Source organism: Pseudomonas sp. AP3_22 TE3818 (assembly GCF_053628995.1).
The window spans coordinates 4,442,136-4,464,155 of the sequence record NZ_JBRJHL010000001.1; the positions used below are offsets into that span (position 1 = coordinate 4,442,136).

19 protein-coding genes and 3 tRNA genes are annotated in these 22,020 nt (G+C 61.1%); 1 reads left to right on the forward strand and 21 read right to left on the reverse strand.

Translation table 11 applies throughout. The features are described from left to right. Positions 1–32: 32 nt before the first annotated feature. The 21 genes from AB7M25_RS20185 to leuC all read right to left on the reverse strand — a co-directional run bounded on the left by AB7M25_RS20185 (position 33) and on the right by leuC (position 20,915). On the reverse strand, positions 33–983 hold the full coding sequence (locus AB7M25_RS20185) for a FecR domain-containing protein (protein ID WP_454237928.1): 951 nt from the start codon (positions 981–983) through the stop codon (positions 33–35). Next, on the reverse strand, positions 980–1,489 hold the full coding sequence (locus AB7M25_RS20190) for a sigma-70 family RNA polymerase sigma factor (RefSeq protein WP_454237929.1): 510 nt from the start codon (positions 1,487–1,489) through the stop codon (positions 980–982). Before AB7M25_RS20190 ends, AB7M25_RS20185 begins: the two co-directional genes overlap by 4 nt. A gap of 379 nt (positions 1,490–1,868) precedes the next feature. Further along, positions 1,869–1,945: transfer RNA gene (locus AB7M25_RS20195), tRNA-Asp, on the reverse strand. A gap of 92 nt (positions 1,946–2,037) precedes the next feature. Then, a tRNA-Asp gene (locus tag AB7M25_RS20200) sits at positions 2,038–2,114 on the reverse strand. 53 nt (positions 2,115–2,167) lie between these two features. Beyond that, positions 2,168–2,243, reverse strand: a tRNA-Val gene (locus tag AB7M25_RS20205). A 188-nt stretch (positions 2,244–2,431) separates the two neighbouring features. Next, entirely contained in the window at positions 2,432–3,208 is a 777-nt protein-coding gene (locus AB7M25_RS20210; RefSeq protein ID WP_429381661.1) for an SDR family oxidoreductase, read from the reverse strand. Further along, on the reverse strand, positions 3,205–4,416 hold the full coding sequence (locus AB7M25_RS20215; protein WP_454237930.1) for an O-succinylhomoserine sulfhydrylase: 1,212 nt from the start codon (positions 4,414–4,416) through the stop codon (positions 3,205–3,207). The genes AB7M25_RS20210 and AB7M25_RS20215 overlap by 4 nt, the downstream gene beginning before the upstream one ends. Positions 4,417–4,489: 73 nt before the next feature. Further along, positions 4,490–5,995, reverse strand: a complete 1,506-nt coding sequence (gene purF, locus AB7M25_RS20220) for an amidophosphoribosyltransferase (protein WP_007975670.1) — start codon at positions 5,993–5,995, stop codon at positions 4,490–4,492. Positions 5,996–6,036: 41 nt separating this feature from the next. Further along, the gene (locus AB7M25_RS20225; protein WP_007975669.1) at positions 6,037–6,597 is read right to left on the reverse strand and encodes a CvpA family protein; all 561 of its coding nucleotides are present in this window, start codon (positions 6,595–6,597) and stop codon (positions 6,037–6,039) included. A 98-nt stretch (positions 6,598–6,695) separates the two neighbouring features. Further along, a complete protein-coding gene (locus AB7M25_RS20230; protein ID WP_429381655.1) occupies positions 6,696–7,355 on the reverse strand; it encodes an SPOR domain-containing protein in 660 nt (219 codons plus the stop codon). Next, complete coding sequence (gene folC / locus AB7M25_RS20235) at positions 7,339–8,646, reverse strand: bifunctional tetrahydrofolate synthase/dihydrofolate synthase (RefSeq protein WP_429381653.1); 1,308 nt, start codon at positions 8,644–8,646, stop codon at positions 7,339–7,341. Before folC ends, AB7M25_RS20230 begins: the two co-directional genes overlap by 17 nt. Beyond that, the gene (gene accD / locus AB7M25_RS20240) at positions 8,643–9,563 is read right to left on the reverse strand and encodes an acetyl-CoA carboxylase, carboxyltransferase subunit beta (protein ID WP_007975665.1); all 921 of its coding nucleotides are present in this window, start codon (positions 9,561–9,563) and stop codon (positions 8,643–8,645) included. The genes folC and accD overlap by 4 nt, the downstream gene beginning before the upstream one ends. 191 nt (positions 9,564–9,754) lie before the next feature. After that, positions 9,755–10,381, reverse strand: coding sequence for a phosphoribosylanthranilate isomerase (locus AB7M25_RS20245; protein ID WP_454237931.1), 627 nt, complete (start codon positions 10,379–10,381; stop codon positions 9,755–9,757). 63 nt (positions 10,382–10,444) lie between these two features. Next, positions 10,445–11,269 (reverse strand): tRNA pseudouridine(38-40) synthase TruA, encoded by an 825-nt coding sequence (gene truA, locus AB7M25_RS20250; RefSeq protein ID WP_041474918.1) that lies wholly within the window; start codon positions 11,267–11,269, stop codon positions 10,445–10,447. Positions 11,270–11,550: 281 nt separating this feature from the next. Next, a complete protein-coding gene (locus tag AB7M25_RS20255) occupies positions 11,551–14,148 on the reverse strand; it encodes a FimV/HubP family polar landmark protein (RefSeq protein WP_454237932.1) in 2,598 nt (865 codons plus the stop codon). Positions 14,149–14,353: 205 nt separating this feature from the next. Continuing rightward, on the reverse strand, positions 14,354–15,364 hold the full coding sequence (locus AB7M25_RS20260) for an aspartate-semialdehyde dehydrogenase (protein WP_116582038.1): 1,011 nt from the start codon (positions 15,362–15,364) through the stop codon (positions 14,354–14,356). 236 nt (positions 15,365–15,600) lie between these two features. Beyond that, positions 15,601–16,713, reverse strand: a complete 1,113-nt coding sequence (gene asd / locus AB7M25_RS20265) for an aspartate-semialdehyde dehydrogenase (protein ID WP_007975660.1) — start codon at positions 16,711–16,713, stop codon at positions 15,601–15,603. A 66-nt stretch (positions 16,714–16,779) separates the two neighbouring features. Further along, complete coding sequence (leuB, locus tag AB7M25_RS20270; protein ID WP_007975659.1) at positions 16,780–17,862, reverse strand: 3-isopropylmalate dehydrogenase; 1,083 nt, start codon at positions 17,860–17,862, stop codon at positions 16,780–16,782. Between the two features lie 65 nt (positions 17,863–17,927). Further along, complete coding sequence (locus AB7M25_RS20275) at positions 17,928–18,695, reverse strand: class I SAM-dependent methyltransferase (protein WP_454237933.1); 768 nt, start codon at positions 18,693–18,695, stop codon at positions 17,928–17,930. Positions 18,696–18,841: 146 nt separating this feature from the next. After that, entirely contained in the window at positions 18,842–19,486 is a 645-nt protein-coding gene (gene leuD, locus AB7M25_RS20280) for a 3-isopropylmalate dehydratase small subunit (protein ID WP_429381644.1), read from the reverse strand. A gap of 10 nt (positions 19,487–19,496) precedes the next feature. Further along, on the reverse strand, positions 19,497–20,915 hold the full coding sequence (leuC, locus tag AB7M25_RS20285) for a 3-isopropylmalate dehydratase large subunit (protein WP_102701159.1): 1,419 nt from the start codon (positions 20,913–20,915) through the stop codon (positions 19,497–19,499). A gap of 148 nt (positions 20,916–21,063) precedes the next feature. Here leuC and AB7M25_RS20290 point away from each other — a divergent pair, with 148 nt between their 5' ends. After that, the gene (locus AB7M25_RS20290; RefSeq protein ID WP_429381640.1) at positions 21,064–21,954 is read left to right on the forward strand and encodes a LysR family transcriptional regulator; all 891 of its coding nucleotides are present in this window, start codon (positions 21,064–21,066) and stop codon (positions 21,952–21,954) included. Positions 21,955–22,020: the final 66 nt, after the last annotated feature.

The window sequence follows — 22,020 nt, forward strand, 5'->3', positions numbered from 1 at the left end:
ATGACAAGCGCCGCGAAAAAAGGGGACACGCGTTAAACACTATTTTTGCGCGGTACCAGCGTTACCCAATAACGCGTACGCGAATGCACCTCCAGCGGCAGGCTGACCGCCAGAAGCGCGAGGATGCGATCGGTGTCTTCCAGGCGAAAACTGCCGGTGATGCGCAGCGATTCCAGCTCCGGCTCCCAGCGCAACACGCCCGGACGATAGGTGCTGAGTTCGCGCAGGAAATCCCCCAAGGGTTGGTTCTGCGCCATCAGCACTCCCTCACGCCAGCCAGGCGCCAGCACATCGAATGGCTCCACAGCGCCGGCACCCGCCGCTTGAAGGCTGACTTGCTGGCCGCCGCGCAACGAAAAGACCGGCCCGTGCAGAGGCTGCAGCTGCACTGAGCCTCGAAGCACTGACACCTTGCAGCCCGTCTGCCCCTGACGCACACACACTTCGCCCTGACTGACGGTCACTTGCCCGAAGCGCGTGAGTATCGTCAGCGGCGAAGTCCCGGGCACGTTCAGCGCCATTTCGCCTTCCACCAGTGTCAGGCGCCGGCTCTTCAGATCAATATCGACGGCACTGGCCGTGTTCAGTTGCACAGCGCTGCCATCGGCCAACCGGACTTTTTTGCTTTCCCCGGTGACGGTGCGCAGGTCGGCCCCCCAGGCATCCAGAGGCAACTGCCGACTGATCAACCAGGCGGTCGGCAGCAACGCCACCGCACCGACGGCGCGCTTGAGCACCGTGCGTCGACTGGCTTGCGGCCGGTCCAGACTGGCCATGGCCAGGGCCGATGGCAGGTCGGCAAAGCGTTGACGCAAGCATTGCGCTTTCTGCCAGGCCTGTTCATGGCTGGAATGACTATCGCGCCAGCTCTGCAACTGCTCCCGGTCCCGCTCATTGGCACAGCCGGATTCCATGAGGGCCAGCCACTGCGCGGCGGCCCGCACGACTTGTCGGGCCTGGGCCGAAGATGCCGAACCGTTCACATCTCCACCAGCAGGCAATGTTCGTAGGCTTGAGCCATGTAGCGCTTGATCGTGCGTTCCGAGACTTGCAGACGCTCGGCAATCTCCTGATAGCCCAAGCCTTCCAGCTGACTCCAGAGAAACGCCCGCCGTACCGACCTGGGCAATCCATCGAGCAATTCGTCCAGGGCCTGCAGGGTTTCCAGCAGGATCCAGCGTTGCTCCGGGGACGGCACACAGTCCTCCGGCAGCAACGCCAATGCATCGAGATAGGCTTGCTCCAGGCTGCGGCGCTTGTAGAAGTTGCTCAGCAGTCGTTTGCCGACTGTCGCCAGGTAGGCGCGAGGTTCTTGCAAGTCGGCGATGCGCTGAGAGCTGGCAAGCACACGAACGAAGGTATCCTGGCTCAGGTCCGCCGCATCGCTGCCATTGCTCATGCGTCGTCTCAACCAGCCTTCGAGCCAGCCCCGATGGTCGCGGTACAGGTCGTGGAAGGCTTGCTCCGGCGGCATCGCGGCATCACTCATCTGAAGGAACCCTGGGCGAAGAAATATTTTAAATGCGACTCATTCTAATTAGTGTTGTAAGGGCAAACCAAGCTCTTTGTGCGAATTGCACCCGGTAAATGCTTGAATTATTTAATGACAGGCAGGCATTTCGGCCGCGCAGGCGCCGGTTTAACAGGGCTGCGGGCTATTGAGGGGGATTTTCGAGAGTCATCGGAATTAACCGGGCATACGCGCCAGGCCGGCAGAGGCGAAACCCTGAGCGTCGCGAGGCAGGAGAAAAATCCAAATCGCAGACACAAAAAACCCCGGTCTTTCGACCAGGGTTTTTGCTATCGACTCGAAGTAACCAGTGGTTTCTTCGTAGCTCCAAGGCGTTCAGTGGGCCTCGGGGCAGATATGGCGCAGCGGACGGGACTCGAACCCGCGACCCCCGGCGTGACAGGCCGGTATTCTAACCGACTGAACTACCGCTGCGTATCGCTTTGAGCAGATGCTCAAGTAACTCGTCTGATTGAAAACTCAGTAGCTTTTCAATCTCGAACCAGGTGAATCTGACTCGGAAAATATGGCGCAGCGGACGGGACTCGAACCCGCGACCCCCGGCGTGACAGGCCGGTATTCTAACCGACTGAACTACCGCTGCGCGTCGGTGGAGGCATTTCAGCCTACCTCTTGCTTTCGCAAGTATCTCGGGAGTGGTGGGTGATGACGGGATCGAACCGCCGACATTCTGCTTGTAAGGCAGACGCTCTCCCAGCTGAGCTAATCACCCGTTTGCATCTCCGAGGCCGCGAAATTTACGCAGGTAGCGAACCTAAGTCAATAGCAGGATTGAAGTTTTTCTGAAAAAGACAAAATTATGTATATGCAGCAAGCCCGCTCCCACATTTGGAATGCATGCCCCTGTGGGAGCGGGCTTGCTCGCGAAAGCGGCAGCACATCCGACATCAATCCCGGAGCTTACTCGCTGTAAATCATCTTCTTGGTCATGCCGCCATCGACCACGAATTCCTGCCCGGTGACAAAACCGGCATTCCTCGACAGCAGCCAGGCCACCATCGCCGCCACATCCTCGACCGTCCCCACCCTGCCCGCCGGATGCTGGGCATGATCGGCCTCGGTCAAGGGTTCGGCGCGTCGCACCGAGGGGTCGCGCGCATCGATCCAGCCAGGGCTGACGGCATTGACCCGGATCTCCGGGCCAAGGCTGATGGCCAATGCGTGAGTCAGGGCCAACAAGCCACCCTTGCTCGCCGCATAGGCCTCGGTGTCGGGTTCCGACTGCGCGGCGCGGGTCGAGGCCAGATTGACGATGGCGCCGTTGTGAGCGCGCAAGTACGGCGCACAGTGCTTGGCCAGCAGCATCGGCCCACTGAGGTTCACCGCCAACACCCGATTCCAGTGAGCCAGGTCGAGGCTTTCCAGGGTGATGTTGTGCGGATCGGCAACCGCTGCATTGCAGACCAGCGCATCCAGGCGCCCGAACTGGCCAAGCACCTCGGCCACACCCAGCGCGACTTGCCCCTCGTTGGCGACATCCATGGCGATGAACCAGGCGTTGTCACCCAGCACTTTCGCCACTTTCGAACCGCGCTCCCGGTCCAGATCCGTCAGCACGACTTGCCAGCCTTCGCTGATCAGCCAGGCCGAAATCCCCAGGCCTATGCCCCGCGCAGCACCGGTCACCAGTGCTACGCGACCATTGGAGCCGGTGTTTGGCACAGACAACTCGATCACAACGCAGCCAGGCCGCGCGCCAGATCGGCTTGCAGGTCCGCCACGTCCTCCAGGCCGACCGCAATGCGGATCAGGCTGTCACGAATGCCCGCCGCTTCACGCTCTTGCGCCGCCAGGCGACCATGGGACGTGGTGCTCGGATGCGTGATGGTGGTCTTGCTGTCGCCCAGGTTGGCGGTGATCGAAATCAGGCGCGTGGCGTCGATAAAGCGCCAGGCGCCCTCTTTGCCACCCTTTACCTCAAAACTGACGACCGCACCGAAACCCTTCTGCTGGCGCAGCGCCAACTCGTGCTGCGGATGGCTCTTGAGGCCGGCGTAATGGACTTTCTCGATGCCTTCCTGCTGCTCCAGCCACTCGGCCAGTTGCTGCGCGTTGGCGCAATGGGCCTTCATCCGCAGGTTCAGGGTCTCCAGGCCCTTGAGGAAGATCCAGGCGTTGAACGGGCTCAGGGTCGGCCCGGCGGTACGCAGGAAGCCAACCACTTCTTTCATCTGCTCGCTGCGACCGGCGACCACACCACCCATGCAACGGCCCTGGCCATCGATGAACTTGGTGGCCGAGTGCACGACGATGTCCGCGCCCATTTTCAGCGGCTGCTGCAAGGCCGGGGTGCAGAAGCAGTTGTCGACCACCAGCATCGCGCCCTTGGCATGGGCGATTTTCGCCAGTTCGGCAATGTCGACCAACTCGGCCAGCGGGTTGGACGGCGACTCGACGAACAGCAGCCTGGTGTTGGGCTTGATCGCTGCATCCCAGCCGGACAGATCCGCCAGGGCAACGTAGTCGACTTCGATGCCGAAACGTTTGAAGTACTTTTCGAACAGGCTGATGGTCGAGCCGAACACGCTGCGCGACACCAATACGTGATCGCCAGCGCTGCACAGACTCATCACCACGGCCATGATCGCAGCCATGCCGGTGGCGGTGGCCACGGCTTGCTCGGCGCTTTCCAGAGCGGCAATGCGCTCTTCGAAGGCGCGTACGGTCGGGTTGGTGTAGCGCGAGTAAACGTTGCCCGGTACTTCCCCGGCAAAACGCGCAGCTGCGTCGGCAGCGGTGCGGAATACATAGCTGGAAGTGAAGAACATCGGATCACCGTGTTCGCCTTCCGGCGTACGGTGCTGACCGGCACGTACGGCCAGGGTATCGAACGCTACGCCTTCGAGGTCGCTGTCCAGCCGACCGGCATCCCAATCCTGACTCATGCTGTCACTCCTTTCCCTATTCTCGTAATTTAAAAGCCGGATACAAAACCGGCCCCTCAGGGCCGGTAGAAACTCAGTTGTTGTACAGATCGATGATCGCACTGACTGCCTGCGTCTTGACCTTGGAGGCATCGTTGCGTGCCTGTTCGATCTTGTTCAGGTAAGCCTCGTCGACGTCGCCAGTGACGTACTGGCCATCGAACACCGCGCAATCGAACTTGTCGATCTTGATCTTGCCGCCACCGACCGCTTCGATCAAGTCAGGCAGATCCTGATAGATCAGCCAGTCGGCGCCGATCAGGTCAGCCACGTCCTGGGTCGAACGGTTGTGCGCGATCAACTCGTGAGCGCTCGGCATGTCGATGCCGTAGACGTTCGGGTAGCGAACCGCTGGCGCCGCGGAGCAGAAGTAGACGTTCTTGGCGCCGGCTTCGCGGGCCATCTGGATGATCTGCTTGCAAGTGGTACCGCGAACGATGGAGTCATCCACCAGCATCACGTTCTTGCCGCGGAATTCCAGTTCGATGGCGTTGAGCTTCTGGCGTACGGATTTTTTCCGCGCGGCCTGGCCCGGCATGATGAAGGTCCGGCCGATGTAGCGGTTCTTCACGAAGCCTTCGCGGAACTTCACGCCCAGGTGGTTCGCCAGCTCCAGCGCGGCGGTGCGGCTGGTGTCCGGAATCGGGATGACCACGTCGATGTCGTGATCCGGACGCTCGCGCAGGATCTTCTCGGCCAGCTTCTCACCCATGCGCAGACGGGCCTTGTAGACCGACACGCCGTCGATGATCGAATCCGGACGCGCCAGGTAGACGTGTTCGAAGATGCACGGGGTCAGGGACGGGTTGGTCGCGCACTGACGGGTGTACAGCTTGCCCTCTTCAGTGATGTAGACCGCTTCGCCTGGCGCCAGGTCGCGAATCAGGGTGAAGCCCAGCACGTCCAGGGAAACGCTTTCCGAGGCGATCATGTACTCGACGCCTTCGTCGGTGTGACGCTGGCCGAAAACGATCGGGCGGATGCCGTGCGGGTCGCGGAAGCCCACGATGCCGTAGCCGGTGATCATGGCTACGACGGCATAACCACCGACGCAACGGTTGTGCACGTCGGTGACGGCGGCAAACACGTCTTCTTCGGTCGGCTGCAACTTGCCGCGCTGGGCCAGTTCGTGCGCGAACACGTTGAGCAGCACTTCCGAATCGGAGCTGGTGTTGACGTGGCGCAGGTCAGATTCGTAAATCTCCTTGGCCAGTTGTTCAACGTTGGTCAGGTTACCGTTGTGCGCCAGGGTGATGCCGTAAGGCGAGTTGACGTAAAACGGTTGAGCTTCAGCCGACGTCGAGCTGCCCGCGGTCGGATAACGCACATGGCCAATGCCCATGTGGCCGACCAGGCGCTGCATGTGACGCTGCTGGAACACGTCACGCACCAGGCCGTTATCCTTGCGCAGAAACAACCGGCCATCATGGCTGGTCACGATACCGGCAGCGTCCTGGCCGCGGTGCTGGAGCACGGTTAGCGCGTCATACAGCGCCTGATTGACGTTCGACTTACCGACGATACCGACGATGCCACACATGCGACGCAACCCCTACTTAATGGATCTGAACTGAGCACTACTCACTGAGGCGTTTTGGCCATCGGCAAGAGTTGCTCCTTGAACGGAATATCAGCGGGTACGCTGATTCCGCTGGCAAGCCACTGACTGCTCCACCCGAGGATCAGGTTTTTGGACCAGTCGGCGACCAATAGAAATTTTGGCACGAGCTGTGACTCTTTCCACCACCCGTCCTGCTGTACCGGCCCCAGGCTCAACAGCCCGACGGCGATGACCACCAGCAACCCGCCACGCGCGGCGCCGAAGGCCATGCCGAGGAATCGGTCGGTCCCGGAGAGCCCGGTGACGCGAACCAGTTCGCCGATAAGATAATTGATCATTGCGCCTACGATTAAAGTGGCGACAAACATGATGGCACAGCCCGTGATTATACGGGCCGATGGCGTTTGAATGTACCCGCCGAGGTACTCGGACAGTGAGCCACCGAACATCCAGGCAACGACTCCTGCGATGATCCAGGTCAGCAGCGACAGTGCTTCTTTGACGAAGCCGCGGCTCAGACTGATCAATGCGGAGATGGCGACGATTGCTACGATCGCCCAGTCAACCCAGGTAAATGGCACAGTGCAGCCTACAGACGGATAAGGCGGCGCATTTTAGCAGAGCCCATGCTTATCGGTAAGCTGCGATTGTCAGTGCATTGCATATCGGGGCGATAGTTTTAGCCACGTTCCGGCTGAAAGCGCACGACAAACCCCTTCAGGTTCTGCTGGCGGTTCAGCAAATCCCGCAGCCGGTCGGCTTCTGCACGCTCGATCAGCGGCCCGACAAATACCCGGTTTTTGCCGTCGGCGGTCCGGATGTAGGCATTGTAACCCTGGCTGCGCAGGGTTTTCTGAAGCTTTTCTGCGCTTTCACGGTTCGCCAGACTGGCTAGTTGCACCGACCAACTGACCGACAGACCATTGGCATCGACACGGCTTTGCGTGGTATCCGGCTTGCCCGGTGCCGCCGTGATGGGCTGGGCAGGCGCGGTCGCAGGCTTGGCGGCCAGAGCCGGGACCGGCGCAGGCGGCGGCGTAACCGGTTTGGCAGCAGGTGCCGGAGCCACCGGCACAACCGGCACCGCCGATTCCTGCTGGGCGATTTCGTCATCGCTCGGCACGGGCTCCTGGGGCAAGGCTTGCGGCTCAGGCACCACCACAGGCTCGACCTGCACCTGGGGCAGCGCAGGCGCCTGCGGGGCCGCCGGCGCTTCGACCGTCACCTGGCGCTGTTCGTCCTGGCGGGAAAACAGCATCGGCAGAAAAATCACCGCCAGCGCGACCAACACCAGGGCGCCAACCATGCGCTGTTTGTAAGCCTTATCCAGCAACGCCATTTGCCGCTTCCTCCGTGGAGCGCCGGGCCAGCCATTCAAGGGCCTCGGCAACACAATAAAATGATCCGAACAACAGGATTTCGTCGTCGCTCGTGGCCTGCGCGCACTGCCCTTCCAGGGCGGCCGCTACACTGCCGTATGACGTGACCGAGGCACCCAGACCTTGCAATGCATCGTGCAAATCCGCAACCGGACGCGCCCGAGGAGAATCCAGCGGTGCAACAGCCCAGTGCTGGACACTAGCATTCAATTCGCCGACAACACCACCCAGATCCTTGTCCGCCAGCAGCCCGAACACCGCCAGACGCTTGCCAACCGGTGGACGACTGGCCAGACGACGGGCCAGATACTCCGCCGCATGCGGGTTATGCCCCACATCCAGCAATAAATTCAAACGCTTGCCCTGCCACTCGAACGCGCGGCGATCCAGACGACCGACCACCTTCGTAGCCCGCAGCGCTTCGATAATCTGCGCATCCACCCAAGGCAAGCCAAGCAGCAAGTAAGCCTGCAACGCCAGCGCGGCGTTTTCCATCGGCAGGTCGAGCAGCGGCAGGTCGCGCAGCTCAACCGCACGCCCTTGCGCATCGATACCGCGCCATTGCCAGTGGTGATCGGTCACGCCGAGATCAAAATCGCGCCCACGCAGGAAAAACGGGCAATTGAGCTCGCGCGCCTTGTCCAGCAAGGGTTGTGGAGGATTCAGATCGCCGCAGAGCGCAGGCGCGCCCTGGCGGAAAATACCGGCCTTCTCGAAGGCCACGGACTCTCGGGTATCACCCAGGTAATCGGCATGATCGACGCCAATACTGGTGACCAGCGCCATGTCGGCATCCACCACGTTGACCGTGTCCAGACGACCGCCCAGACCGACTTCCAGCACCACCGCATCGAGCCCGGAGTGCTGGAACAGCCAGAACGCCGCCAGGGTGCCCATTTCGAAGTAGGTGAGCGAAGTGTCGCCACGCCCGGCCTCTACCGCAGCAAAGGCCTCGCACAGCTCGGCGTCAGTGGCTTCGACGCCGTTGACCGTTACCCGCTCGTTGTAGCGCAGCAGGTGCGGGGAGTTGTAAACCCCCACTTTCAAGCCCTGGGCCCGCAGCAAGGACGCCACGAACGCACAGGTGGAACCCTTGCCGTTGGTCCCGGTGACCGTAATCACCCGTGGCGCCGGCTTGCCCAGTCCCATGCGGGACGCTACCTGCTGCGACCGCTCCAGCCCCATGTCGATGGCCGATGGGTGCAACTGTTCAAGGTAGGCGAGCCATTCGCCAAGGGTACGTTGGGTCATAGGCTGGCAGGTACCGGTGGAACCACGATTGGCTCGATGGGTGCAGCCACGAACTTCGGCGTCGGCAGGCCCATCATTTGCGCCAGCAGGTTGCCCAGGCGCGGACGCAGCTCCTGACGGTCGATGATCATGTCGATGGCACCGTGCTCCAGCAGGAACTCGCTGCGCTGGAAACCTTCCGGCAGTTTTTCACGCACGGTCTGCTCGATCACTCGCGGACCGGCAAAACCGATCAGCGCCTTCGGCTCGCCGACAATCACGTCGCCCAGCATCGCCAGACTGGCGGAAACGCCGCCGTAGACCGGATCAGTCAGCACGGAGATGAACGGGATGCCTTCTTCACGCAGACGCGCCAGCACCGCAGAGGTCTTGGCCATCTGCATCAGGGAAATCAGCGCTTCCTGCATGCGCGCACCGCCGGAAGCCGAGAAACAGACCATCGGGCAACGTTTTTCCAGGGCGTAGTTGGCGGCGCGAACGAAACGCTCACCGACGATGGCACCCATCGAACCGCCCATGAAGGAAAACTCGAACGCAGAAACCACGATCGGCATGCCCAGCAAGGTGCCGCTCATTGAAACCAGCGCGTCTTTTTCGCCGGTCTGCTTTTGTGCAGCGGTCAGGCGGTCCTTGTACTTCTTGCCGTCGCGGAATTTCAGACGGTCAACCGGCTCCAGGTCTGCACCCAGCTCGGTACGGCCTTCAACGTCGAGGAAGATGTCGATACGGGCGCGGGCGCCGATACGCATGTGATGGTTGCACTTGGGGCAAACGTCCAGGGTCTTTTCCAACTCCGGACGATACAGCACAGCCTCGCAAGACGGGCATTTGTGCCAAAGACCTTCAGGCACCGAGCTCTTCTTGACCTCGGAACGCATGATCGAAGGGATCAGTTTGTCTACTAACCAGTTGCTCATGCTTTCTTTCTCCAGTACCGGCGGCCCGAACGCTCTGGTTCGCAGCCCCGTGTATGCCCTAGCGCTAAATTCATGTGTGCGGCGATGATCAGTGAATGGCCGGATCAGCGAAACGTGACCTGCGTACCACCCCATGACCCTCAGCCGTTTTGTACAGTGCAGTGGACGGCGGCAGACTGCCAGCCGTCACATCAACAGGTGCTACCGCGTACCGCCTTGATAAATGCCTGAATCTTTGCGTGATCCTTGATGCCCTTGCTCGCCTCTACCCCGCCACTGACATCCACGGCATAAGGCCGGACACGGACAATCGCTTCGGCGACGTTATCCGGCGTCAGGCCGCCGGCCAGAATGATCGGCTTGCTCAAGCCTTGCGGTATCAGTGACCAGTCAAACGCCTCACCGGTTCCTCCGGGAACGCCTTCGACATAGGTATCAAGCAGGATTCCGCTGGCACTGGCATACGCATCACAGGCCGCGGCGATGTCATCCCCCGCCTTGACCCGCAGCGCCTTGATATAAGGGCGGTGCCAGCCTTCGCAATCCGCCGCGCTTTCATCGCCGTGAAATTGCAGCAGGTCCAGGGGCACCGCATCGAGGAGTTCGCCCAGTTCACAACGGCTCGCGTTGACGAACAGGCCGACGGTGGTCACGAACGGCGGCAGCGCCTGGATGATCGAGCGCGCCTGCTGGAACGTCACCGCACGGGGGCTTTTGGCATAAAACACGAAGCCGATGGCATCCGCCCCGGCCTCGACGGCTGCCAACGCATCCTCTATGCGGGTAATCCCACAGATCTTGCTGCGAACGGCTGACATGTCAACACAACTCCAAGACAAATCCGGGAAAGTCCCGGATGGTAACAAAAGCGTTCGAGGGCGTCAGCCGCCAAGTTCGGAGAAGCCGGTCAGGAAGTGTGGACCGATGTAACGTTCTGGCAATTGGAACTCGTCACGGTACTCGACCTGCACCAGATACAACCCGAATGGATGCGCCGTCACGCCACCGGACCGCCGAATCCGGCTCTCCAGCACCTCTTTCATCCACTCCACCGGACGCTCACCGGCGCCAATGGTCATCAACACGCCGGCGATGTTGCGCACCATGTGGTGCAGGAAGGCGCTGGCGCGAATATCCAGCACGATCATCTTGCCGTGACGGGTGACACGCAGGTGATGCAGTTCCTTGATCGGCGACTTGGCCTGACACTGGCCAGCGCGAAAAGCACTGAAATCATGGGTGCCGAGCAGGTATTGAGCCGCCTCGGCCATGCGCTCGACGTCCAGCGGGCGGTGGTTCCAGGTCACTTCTTCGTTCAGGTGCGCGGGGCGGATCTGATCGTTGTAGATCACGTAGCGATAACGCCGGGCGATGGCCTTGAACCGCGCATGGAAATGCGCCGGCATGACCTTGGCCCAACTGACACTGACGTCGTGGGGCAAGTTGATGTTGGCGCCCATGGTCCAGGCCTTCATCGAACGCTCGACCTGGGTATCGAAATGCACCACCTGTCCGCAGGCATGCACCCCGGCGTCGGTACGCCCGGCGCACATCAGCGAAACGGGTGAATCGGCGACTTTGGACAAGGCGTTTTCGAGGGTTTCCTGCACAGTGAGCACCCCGGACGCCTGGCGCTGCCAGCCACGGTAGCGCGAGCCTTTGTATTCAACGCCCAGCGCGATCCGGAAAAAGCCGTCGGCTGCCATTTCGGCGGCCGGGTTATCTATATTTGCCAAGGAGGGACAGCCTGATGATGTACCAAAGGCGGGCATTATAAGGCCGCCGGGCGGGGATACCAGAGAGATCTCCTTTGACTGTTCCTGCCTCTTCGCGGGCAAGCCCGCTCCCACAGGTTTTGTGAGCGCCACAGAACCTTGTGGGAGCGGGCTTGCCCGCGAAGAGGCCACAGCAGACGACATCAATTCATCAGCCAAACAAAAACGGCAGCCTCAATGGGCTGCCGCTTTGTTTACAACCTACCGATCACTCAAGCCAGACGCGAAAGCATCTCCCTGGCTTCGCTCTTCTGCTCGTCACTGCCTTCGCTCACGACCTCATTGAGGATGTCGCGGGCACCGTCGCTGTCTCCCATGTCGATATAGGCCTGGGCCAGATCGAGCTTGGTAGCGGCTTCATCGGTACCCGAGAGGAAGTCGAACTCGTCATCGCCATCCAGTGCGGCATCGGCTTCGGTAAAGGTCGGTTCACCGATGCTGCTGGACAAGCTTTCAAGCTCGGCGTTGACATCATCCAGCTCGGCGGCGAACGCACCCGGCGTGCTCATTTCGTCGGCCAGCGAGAGGTCGAAATCGGCAGGCAAATCCAGATCATCCAGCGCAACTTCAGGAACAGCCGGGGTTTCGGCGACTGGAAAATCCTTCACGCCTTCATCCAGATCCAGCAGGAAATCATCTTCAGCCAGCATCGCCGGCGACGGCTGCGCACCGAGATCCAGGTCAAGGTCGAAGTCCGACAGGTCGTCGAGGTTTTCCTTGATTTCGGTCTGTTGCTGCAACACCGACTCAAAACTCAGATCGTCATCCAGGGGGAATTCGTCCAGATCCGCCAAAGCCTCCACTTCAGGCTCCGGTACAGGTGCTGGTGTTGGTGCCACAGGCTGAATCGTGTCCAGATCATCCAGGCTCAGGTCGAAGGCGCTGTCGAGGTCATCCTCGAACGGCGTCGGTTCCGGCGCGGGTGCTTGCGGCTCATCGAGCAACAGGTCCTTGACGTACTGCGCGTCCAGTTCGGCAGCAACGGCGGCTGCGGCGATACCACCGGCAGCCACCAGCGCCATGGCCGGGAAGCGGCTTTTGAGCTTTTCCACCTGGGCGAAGTTGTCGCCATTGGCCACCAGCTTGCGCTCCTGGCCGACGAACGCATCGCGGTCGCCTTGCTGGCCGTAGACTTCCATCAGCTTCAAGCGCAAATCGCTGCGCTGAGGCTCTCGCTTGACGCCGTCCTCCAGCAACGCGGCGGCCTGGTTAAGGCGACCGGCATCAATGTGCGACTGAGCCTGGCCCAGCACGTCATCGGAACGCTCGGCAGCCGGCGACACCAATGGCGCGGCGATCGGCGTGGTCATCACGACCGGGGCAATGACCGGTGCGGGAGCTGGCGCCGGTGCAGTCGCCAGCTTCACGCTTGGCGACGGAACTTCCAGGCCTTCGAAGCTGCTTTCCGGCAGGTCGAGATCGGCGGAGAACGGCTGTTCTTCGGCCAGGGCACGCGCCATGCGCTGATGCTTCTCGGCTGCTTGCTGGGCTTTGCGGCGGCGCGCCAGCAACAGCAGCAAGAGCAGCAGAACGACAGCACCGCCACCCACCAGACCCAGCAGCACCGGATTGCTCAGCAGCTCATTGAACTTCTGATTGTCGGATGTGGCCGGCGTCGCCTCGACAGGCTGCCCGACCGGCGCCGCAGCTGCCTCGGGCGCCGCGGCTTCTGCCGGAACAGGTGCAGCCGGATTGGGCGCCAGCTCGGCCGACATAGCCGGAGCCGTTGCGGTGCCTGGTGCGCCAGTCGCGCCCTCGGCCTGCAACTTGGCCAGTTGATTGTTCTTCAACTCAAGCAGGCGCTGCAGTTTGTCCATCTGACTTTGCAGGTCGGCCACGCGGCTCTTCAGTTCGGCGTTATCACGACGACTGGTGTCGAGGCTTTCCTGAGTCACCGCCAGCTTGTTGCTGAGGGCCACGGCATCGCCGGCAGGCCCTTTGCCACGATTCTTGCCGGACTCGGCAGACACCAGGCTCAGTTTGTCGCTGGGCGCTTGAGTCGGAGCAACATCGGTGCGAGCGCGATTGGTGGCGTCCAGTTGCTGCTGCCCTGCCCCGGGCTTGGCGACATACCGGCGCCCCTGACGCCAGGCCTTGTTCTGCGCGGCCACTTCTGCGATAGCCTTGGGTTGCGGCAGGTTGGTGCTCTGCACCTGATCCGGCATACGCAGCACCTGGCCGGTTTTCAGGCGGTTGATGTTGCCGTCAATGAAAGCGTCCGGGTTCAGCGCCTGAATGGCCAACATGGTTTGCTGGATCGAACCGCCATTACGCGCCTTCGCGGCGATTTCCCACAGGGTATCGCGCGGTGTGGTGGTGTATTGCGAGGGCTTGGTCGCACCGGTAACCGGCGCAGCGACGGTTGAAGTCGGTGCGGGCTGCGCAGCCGCCTCGGCGGTTTGCGAGGAGAATTTCGATGGATCGAGCAGCACACTGTAGTCGCGCAGCAAACGGCCGTTCGGCCACATCACCTGAACCAGGAATTTCACCATCGGCTCGGAGAGCGGCTTGCTGGAGGTCACGCGCAGGATGCTTTTGCCGTTGGCGTTAAGCACCGGGGTGAAGGTCAAGTCATTCAGAAACGCCTGGCGGTCGACACCGGCCTTGGCGAAATCTTCCGGCGAAGCCAGGCTCGGCACCAATTCGGCAGCGGTGAGGTCCTTGACATCGAGCAGCTCGATTTCCGCCACCAGCGGCTGGTTGAGCGTCGATTTCAGGGTCAGTTCCCCGAGCCCGAGGGCATGCGCCATACCGGAGGACAGCGCCGAGGCGGCCGCTATTGCTAACACCAGTTTGCGAACTTGAACCATTAGCTCATCCTTAGTTTGAACATTCCTCGGCCAGCGAGAAGATATTGATAGCCGCCGCCGTAAGGCATTGCGTGCAACGACGAAGGTCGTCGCGCGCGATCATTTGATTGATGCCCCGCAAAGCCCCGCAGAGTGGCTCGCCTTCAGCGCTCCGGCAAGCATAGGCTCGCACGGAATCATTCGACAAATTGTTGCAAAGTATCTTTTACAGCAGGTCTTTAATCAACAACTCAGCCAGCTGCACAGCGTTGAGCGCGGCGCCCTTGCGTACGTTATCTGACGTCAGCCACAGATTAAGTTCCGACAGGTCGTCGATACCGTGGCGAACCCGCCCCACGTAGACCACATCCTGCCCTACCGCGTCACCTACCGGTGTCGGGTAATCGCCCGCCTCGACCAGCTCGATACCGGGCGCGTCTTCCAACGCAGCATTGACTTTGGCCAAATCAATGTCGCTGGCGCACTGCAGGGTCACGCTATAGCTATCGCCAAAAAACACCGGGGCTTGAATGCAAGTAACGGAAATCTTCAATGCAGGCAGCGCCATGACCTGACGCAGCTCCCGCACCAGGCGTTTTTCCAGCAGCGTATGACCTTGTTCATCCGGCTTGCCGACCTGGGCCAACAGGTTGAAGGCCATCTGCCGGTCAAAGAATTTCGGTTCCAGCGGCCGCACATTCAGCAGTTCAGCGGTTTGTCGGGCGAGCTCGCTCACGGCTTCACGGCCCTGGGCCGATACCGCCAGGCTGGCGGTCAGGCTGACACGCTGCAAATCGAGCACATCCATCAGCGGCGCGAGCACCACCGCCAGCGTGGTAGCCGAAGGACTTGGAGCGCTGACCAGAAAGGGCTTTTTCAAGCCCGCCAACACCTGAGCGTTGGCCTCAGGCACGACCTGCGGCGCCTTGTCGGCCGGCAAGGCACCGGACAGATCGATCACCGAGCAACCGGCATCGGTCGCACGGGAAGCAAAACTCAAGGAAACAGCCGGGCCGGCGGCAAAAAATGCCAACTGCACCTTGCTGAAGTCGAACTCATCGACTTCCCGCACCCGCACATTCTTGCCACGAAAGGGTACGGAACTGCCAGCCGACTCGCTGCTGGCCAACAGGTGCAGGGTGCCGATCGGGAAATCGCGCTCTTCGAGAATCTGCACGAGCGTTTCGCCGACAGTACCGGTGGCGCCGATCACGGCAATATCAATGGACTGGTTCATGGCTTGGCCTCTGGCGAAACGGGGGGAGCGGCACTTTACCGGGTGACTGGCATGCAGGCAATTCTGCGGGTTCTTCGGTGCATGTTCCGGCCCCATCGCTGGCAAGCCAGCTCCTACAGGTACGCGTGACTTGTAGGAGTTGGCTTGCCAGCGATGAGGGCATCATTGGCGACAAAAATCCCATAAAAAAACCCGCACCTCGTTCAAGGCGCGGGTTCTTTCATTGCGTCAATCGATCAACGCTCGAGCAGGATCCGCAGCATGCGACGCAGCGGTTCGGCCGCGCCCCACAGCAACTGGTCGCCGACAGTGAACGCGCCGACGAACTGCGAGCCCATGTTCAGCTTGCGCAGACGGCCAACCGGGATGTTCAGGGTGCCGGTGACCTTGTTCGGGCTCAGCTCCTGAATGCTGGTCTCACGGCTGTTCGGCACCAGCTTGACCCAAGGGTTGTGCTGGCTGATCAACCCTTCGATATCGGCGATCGGCACGTCTTTGTTCAGCTTGATGGTCAGCGCCTGGCTGTGGCAGCGCATGGCGCCGATGCGCACGCAGATGCCATCGACCGGGATCGGGCTCTTGAAGCGACCGAGGATCTTGTTGGTCTCGGCCTGGGCCTTCCACTCTTCACGGCTCTGACCGTTCGGCAGTTCCTTGTCGATCCACGGGATCAGGCTGCCGGCCAGCGGTACGCCGAAGTTTTCGGTCGGGTACGCGTCGCTGCGCATGGCTTCGGCCACACGACGGTCGATGTCGAGGATCGCACTGGCCGGATCGGCCAGTTGATCGGCGACAGCGGCGTGGGTCGCACCCATCTGCTTGATCAGTTCACGCATGTTCTGTGCGCCGGCACCGGAGGCCGCCTGATAGGTCATGGCGCTCATCCACTCCACCAGGCCCGCTTCGAACAGGCCACCGAGGCCCATCAGCATCAGGCTGACGGTGCAGTTGCCGCCGATGTAGTTCTTGGTGCCCGCATCGAGCTGCTGGTCGATGACCTTGCGGTTCACCGGGTCCAGCACGATCACCGCGTCATCCTGCATGCGCAGGCTGGAAGCGGCGTCGATCCAGTAACCCTGCCAGCCGGCTTCGCGCAGCTTGGGGAAGACTTCGCTGGTGTAGTCGCCACCCTGGCAGGTCAGAATCACGTCGAGGGTTTTCAGCTCTTCAATGCTGTAAGCGTCCTTGAGCGGAGCAATGTCCTTGCCCACGGACGGGCCTTGGCCACCGACATTGGAAGTGGTGAAAAACACCGGCTCGATAAGATCGAAATCCTGCTCTTCCAGCATCCGCTGCATGAGCACGGAACCGACCATACCGCGCCAACCGATCAGACCTACACGTTTCATCGCAACTACACCTTCTTGAAATGTGGGCCGCTGCCTTGTCTTGAATTTGGCAGCGGGCCCGAGAGATTACAGATTCCGCAGCGCGGCGACTACTGCGTCACCCATTTCCTGCGTACCGACTTTAGTGCAACCGGCCGACCAGATGTCACCCGTGCGCAAGCCCTGATCGAGCACCAGGCTCACGGCTTTCTCGATGGCGTCGGCGGCAGCCTGCTGATTGAAGCTGTAACGCAGCATCATCGACACCGACAAAATGGTCGCCAGCGGGTTGGCAATGCCCTTGCCCGCGATGTCCGGCGCCGAACCGTGGCACGGCTCGTACATGCCCTTGTTGTTGGTGTCCAGGGACGCCGACGGCAGCATGCCGATGGAACCGGTGAGCATCGAAGCCTGGTCGGACAGGATGTCGCCGAACATGTTGTCGGTGACGATCACGTCGAACTGCTTCGGTGCACGCACCAGCTGCATGGCGGCGTTGTCGACGTACATGTGGCTCAGTTCGACTTCAGGATAATCCTTGGCCACTTGCTCGACCACTTCACGCCACAACTGGCTGGACGCCAGTACGTTGGCCTTGTCCACCGAGCACAGCTTCTTGCCGCGGACCATGGCCATGTCGAAGCCGACACGGGCGATGCGGCGGATTTCGCTTTCGCTGTACGGCAGGGTGTCGTAGGACTGACGCTCGCCGTTTTCCAGGGTGCGGGTGCCACGAGGCGCGCCGAAGTAGATGCCGCCGGTCAGTTCGCGAACGATCAGGATGTCCAGCCCGGAAACGATTTCCGGCTTCAGGCTGGAAGCCTCGGCCAGTTGCGGGTACAGGATCGCCGGACGCAGGTTGCCGAACAGGCCCAGTTGCGCGCGGATTTTCAACAGACCGCGCTCAGGGCGGATGTCACGCTCGATGGTGTCCCATTTCGGGCCGCCGACCGCCCCCAGCAACACGGCATCGGCCGCGCGGGCGCGCTCCAGGGTTTCATCGGCCAAAGGCACGCCGTGCTTGTCGATGGCCGCGCCACCGATCACGTCGTGGCTCAGCTCGAAGCCCAGAGAGAACTTGTCACTGGCCAGTTCCAGCACCTTGACCGCTTCGGCCATGATTTCCGGGCCAATACCGTCACCTGGGAGAATCAGAATCTGCTTGCTCATGCTTTCCTCATGTCATCAGTCGGTGCGCCCACGGGCGCTCCCGGAAAAATTCTATCGATCGGTGCCTATCTTTCTACAAACAGTACCAACACATCGGTACTGAACGAACCATCGGCCTCAATCTCAAAATATTCGCGTACTTCATGCCCCATCGACTGCTGCAACTGGCGGATCGCCGCGCGCATCACTTCAGGGGTGCGCATGCGCTCGACCCAGCTGTTGTACTCCAGGCGCAAGCGCTGACGGGTGGTACTGCGGGTGTGCAACCCCGCTTCGCTGACCTGGCGCAGCCACTCACCGGCGGAATAATCGCGCACATGGCTGGTGTCGCGCAGCACTTCGACGCTTTGCAGGTAAGTGTCGAACAACGGACTGCCCGGTGACAACACGTCGACAAATGCCGCCACGCCACCCGGCTTCAACACCCGGCGCACTTCCCGCAGGGCCACACCCAGATCGCTCCAATGGTGCGCCGAATAGCGGCTGAAGACGAAATCAAACTCACCCTCGGCGAACGGCAGGCGCTCGGCGGCACCGTTGACCGTGGACACATTGCTCAAACCCCGGTCAGCAGCGGCAGCCGTCACCACATCGAGCATCTGCTGCGACAGGTCGTAGGCCACGACTTCCTTGACCAGCGGCGCTACGTGGAAACTCACGTGGCCGGCGCCGCAACCCAGGTCCAGGACCCGGGCATCGCCCTGCCCCGCCAGTTCAGCCTGTAGCAGCGCGAATTCGGTGCCTTGAGCGTGGACGGCGCTGCTCAGGTAGGCGGCTACCTGTTCGCCGAATTGCTTTTGGACTACCTGGCTGTGCTGGGCGGTGCTGGTCATGGGGGACTTCCTTTTTTGGGGTTTAGTCTTGTGTTGCCTGGTCGGGCCTCATCGCTGGCAAGCCAGCTCCCACAGTGATATGCGCCGTTCACAAAACCTGTGGGAGCTGGCTTGCCAGCGATAGCGTCATCACGCCTTATGCAAAATCACGCGTCGCGAAACAACCACGGCTGGCTCGCACGGTGCTTGGCTTCAAACGCTGCAATCGCATCGCCGTCCTGCAAGGTCAGGCCGATATCGTCCAGGCCGTTCAACAGGCAATGCTTGCGGAACGCATCGATTTCAAAGTTCAAGACCTTGCCATCCGGACGGGTCACGGTCTGGGCTTGCAGATCGACCTGCAACTGATACCCCGGATTGGCCTCGACCTGCTGGAACAGTTCGTCGACTTCGGCATCGCTCAAGATGATGGGCAACAAGCCGTTCTTGAAGCTGTTGTTGAAGAAGATGTCGGCATAGCTCGGCGCGATGATGCTGCGGAAACCGTACTCTTCCAGCGCCCACGGCGCGTGTTCACGGCTGGAGCCACAACCGAAGTTCTCACGGGCCAGCAACACGCTGGCGCCCTGGTAACGCTCGGCATTGAGGACGAAGTCCTTGTTCAGCGGACGCTTGGAGTTGTCCTGGTATGGCTGCCCCACATCCAGGTAACGCCATTCGTCGAACAGGTTCGGGCCAAAACCGGTGCGCTTGATCGACTTCAAGAACTGCTTCGGAATGATCTGGTCGGTGTCGACGTTGGCACGATCCAAAGGCGCGACAAGTCCAGTGTGCTGGGTAAAAGCTTTCATGCTGCGCTCCTTAGATCAATTCACGGACGTCGACGAAACGACCGTTCACAGCGGCGGCCGCGGCCATGGCCGGGCTGACGAGGTGGGTACGGCCACCGGCGCCCTGACGGCCTTCGAAGTTACGGTTGGAAGTCGAGGCGCAATGCTCGCCACTTTCCAAACGGTCCGGGTTCATCGCCAGGCACATCGAGCAACCCGGCTCACGCCATTCGAAACCGGCTTCGAGGAAAATCTTGTCCAGGCCTTCCGATTCGGCCTGAGCCTTCACCAGGCCCGAGCCTGGAACGACGATGGCCTGCTTGATGGTCGAGGCCACTTTGCGGCCCTTGGCGATCACCGCTGCGGCGCGCAGGTCTTCGATCCGCGAGTTGGTGCAGGAACCGATGAACACGCGGTCGAGCTGGATGTCGGTGATCGCCTGATTGGCGGTCAAACCCATGTATTTCAAAGCACGGACGATGGAATCACGCTTGACCAGGTCCATTTCCTTCGCAGGATCCGGCACGTTCTGGTCGACCGCCAACACCATTTCCGGCGAGGTGCCCCAGCTGACTTGCGGCTTGATCTGGGTCGCGTCGAGCTCAACGATGGTGTCGAACTTCGCGTCGGCGTCGGATACCAGGTCTTTCCAGGCTTCGACGGCCAGGTCCCACTCCGCGCCCTTCGGCGCGAACGGACGCCCCTTGACGTATTCCACAGTCTTTTCGTCTGCAGCCACCAGGCCTACGCGAGCGCCGGCTTCGATGGCCATGTTGCAGATGGTCATGCGGCCTTCCACGGACAGGTCGCGAATTGCGCTGCCGGCGAATTCGATGGCATGGCCGTTACCGCCGGCGGTGCCGATCTTGCCGATCACGGCGAGCACGATGTCCTTGGCGGTCACGCCGAACGGCAATTGGCCTTCGACACGCACCAGCATGTTTTTCATTTTCTTGGCGACCAGGCACTGGGTGGCGAGCACATGCTCGACCTCGGAAGTGCCGATACCGTGAGCCAAGGCACCGAATGCGCCGTGAGTCGAGGTGTGGGAGTCGCCGCAGACCACGGTCATGCCCGGCAAGGTAGCGCCCTGCTCCGGGCCGATGACGTGGACGATGCCCTGGCGAACGTCGTTCATCTTGAACTCGACGATGCCGTATTCATCGCAGTTGTCATCGAGGGTCTGGACTTGCAGACGCGAGACCTGGTCAACGATGGCGTCGATGCCGCCCTTGCGCTCCGGGGTGGTCGGTACGTTGTGGTCCGGGGTCGCGATGTTGGCATCGATGCGCCATGGCTTGCGCCCGGCCAGACGCAGGCCTTCGAAGGCTTGCGGCGAAGTCACTTCGTGGATGATGTGACGGTCGATGTAGATCAGCGCAGAGCCATCGTCGCGCTGCTTGACCAAATGCGAATCCCAGAGCTTGTCGTAGAGCGTTTTGCCGGCCATCAGACGGTTTCCTCATCAGCTTGTTTCTATGCCCTGGGTCTTGAGCGATTCAATAACCCCTTGGCTTGTGAGGTCGATCCTATGGGGTTACATTAAATAACTCAAATTCATATTTTTTATGCTTTGGATAACCAACTGGAATACAAACATGGACCTGGCCAACCTCAATGCTTTTATTGCCATTGCCGAGACAGGAAGTTTCTCCGGTGCAGGTGAACGGCTGCACCTGACCCAGCCGGCCATCAGCAAGCGCATCGCCGGACTGGAGCAGCAATTGAAGGTGCGGCTGTTCGATCGCCTGGGTCGTGAAGTGGGCCTGACCGAGGCCGGGCGCGCCCTGCTGCCGCGGGCCTATCAGATTCTCAATGTGCTGGATGATACGCGCCGCGCCTTGACCAACCTCACCGGCGAAGTGACCGGCCGTCTGACCCTGGCCACCAGTCACCACATCGGCCTGCACCGTCTGCCACCCTTATTAAGGGAGTTCACCCGACGCTACCCGCAAGTGGCGCTGGATATTCAGTTCCTCGATTCGGAAGTGGCCTACGAGGAAATTCTCCATGGCCGCGCCGAACTGGCGGTCATCACCCTCGCACCGGAGCCCCACACACTGGTCAAGGCCACGCCGGTGTGGGACGACCCGCTGGATTTCGTGGTCGCCCCGGAGCATTCACTGCTCAACAACGGCAAGGTCAGCCTGGCGGACATCGCCCGACACCCGGCGGTATTCCCCGGCGGCAACACCTTCACCCACCACATCGTGCAACGGCTGTTTGAAGCCCAGGGCCTGACGCCCAACATTGCCATGAGTACCAACTACCTGGAAACCATCAAGATGATGGTCTCGATCGGCCTGGCCTGGAGTGTCTTGCCGCGCACCATGCTCGATGAACAGGTGGCGCGCATACCTTTGCCGGGCATACAGCTCACTCGCCAGCTAGGCTATATCCTGCACACGGAAAGGACGCTGTCGAATGCTGCGCGGGCCTTCATGGCCTTGCTGGACGCTCAACTCGAACTGCCAGGGACTCAAGGCTAACTTGTGCTACTCCTATAGAGCCTCGAATACCTGCAACAAACGCCCAACACCAGCCCAAGGCTTGCC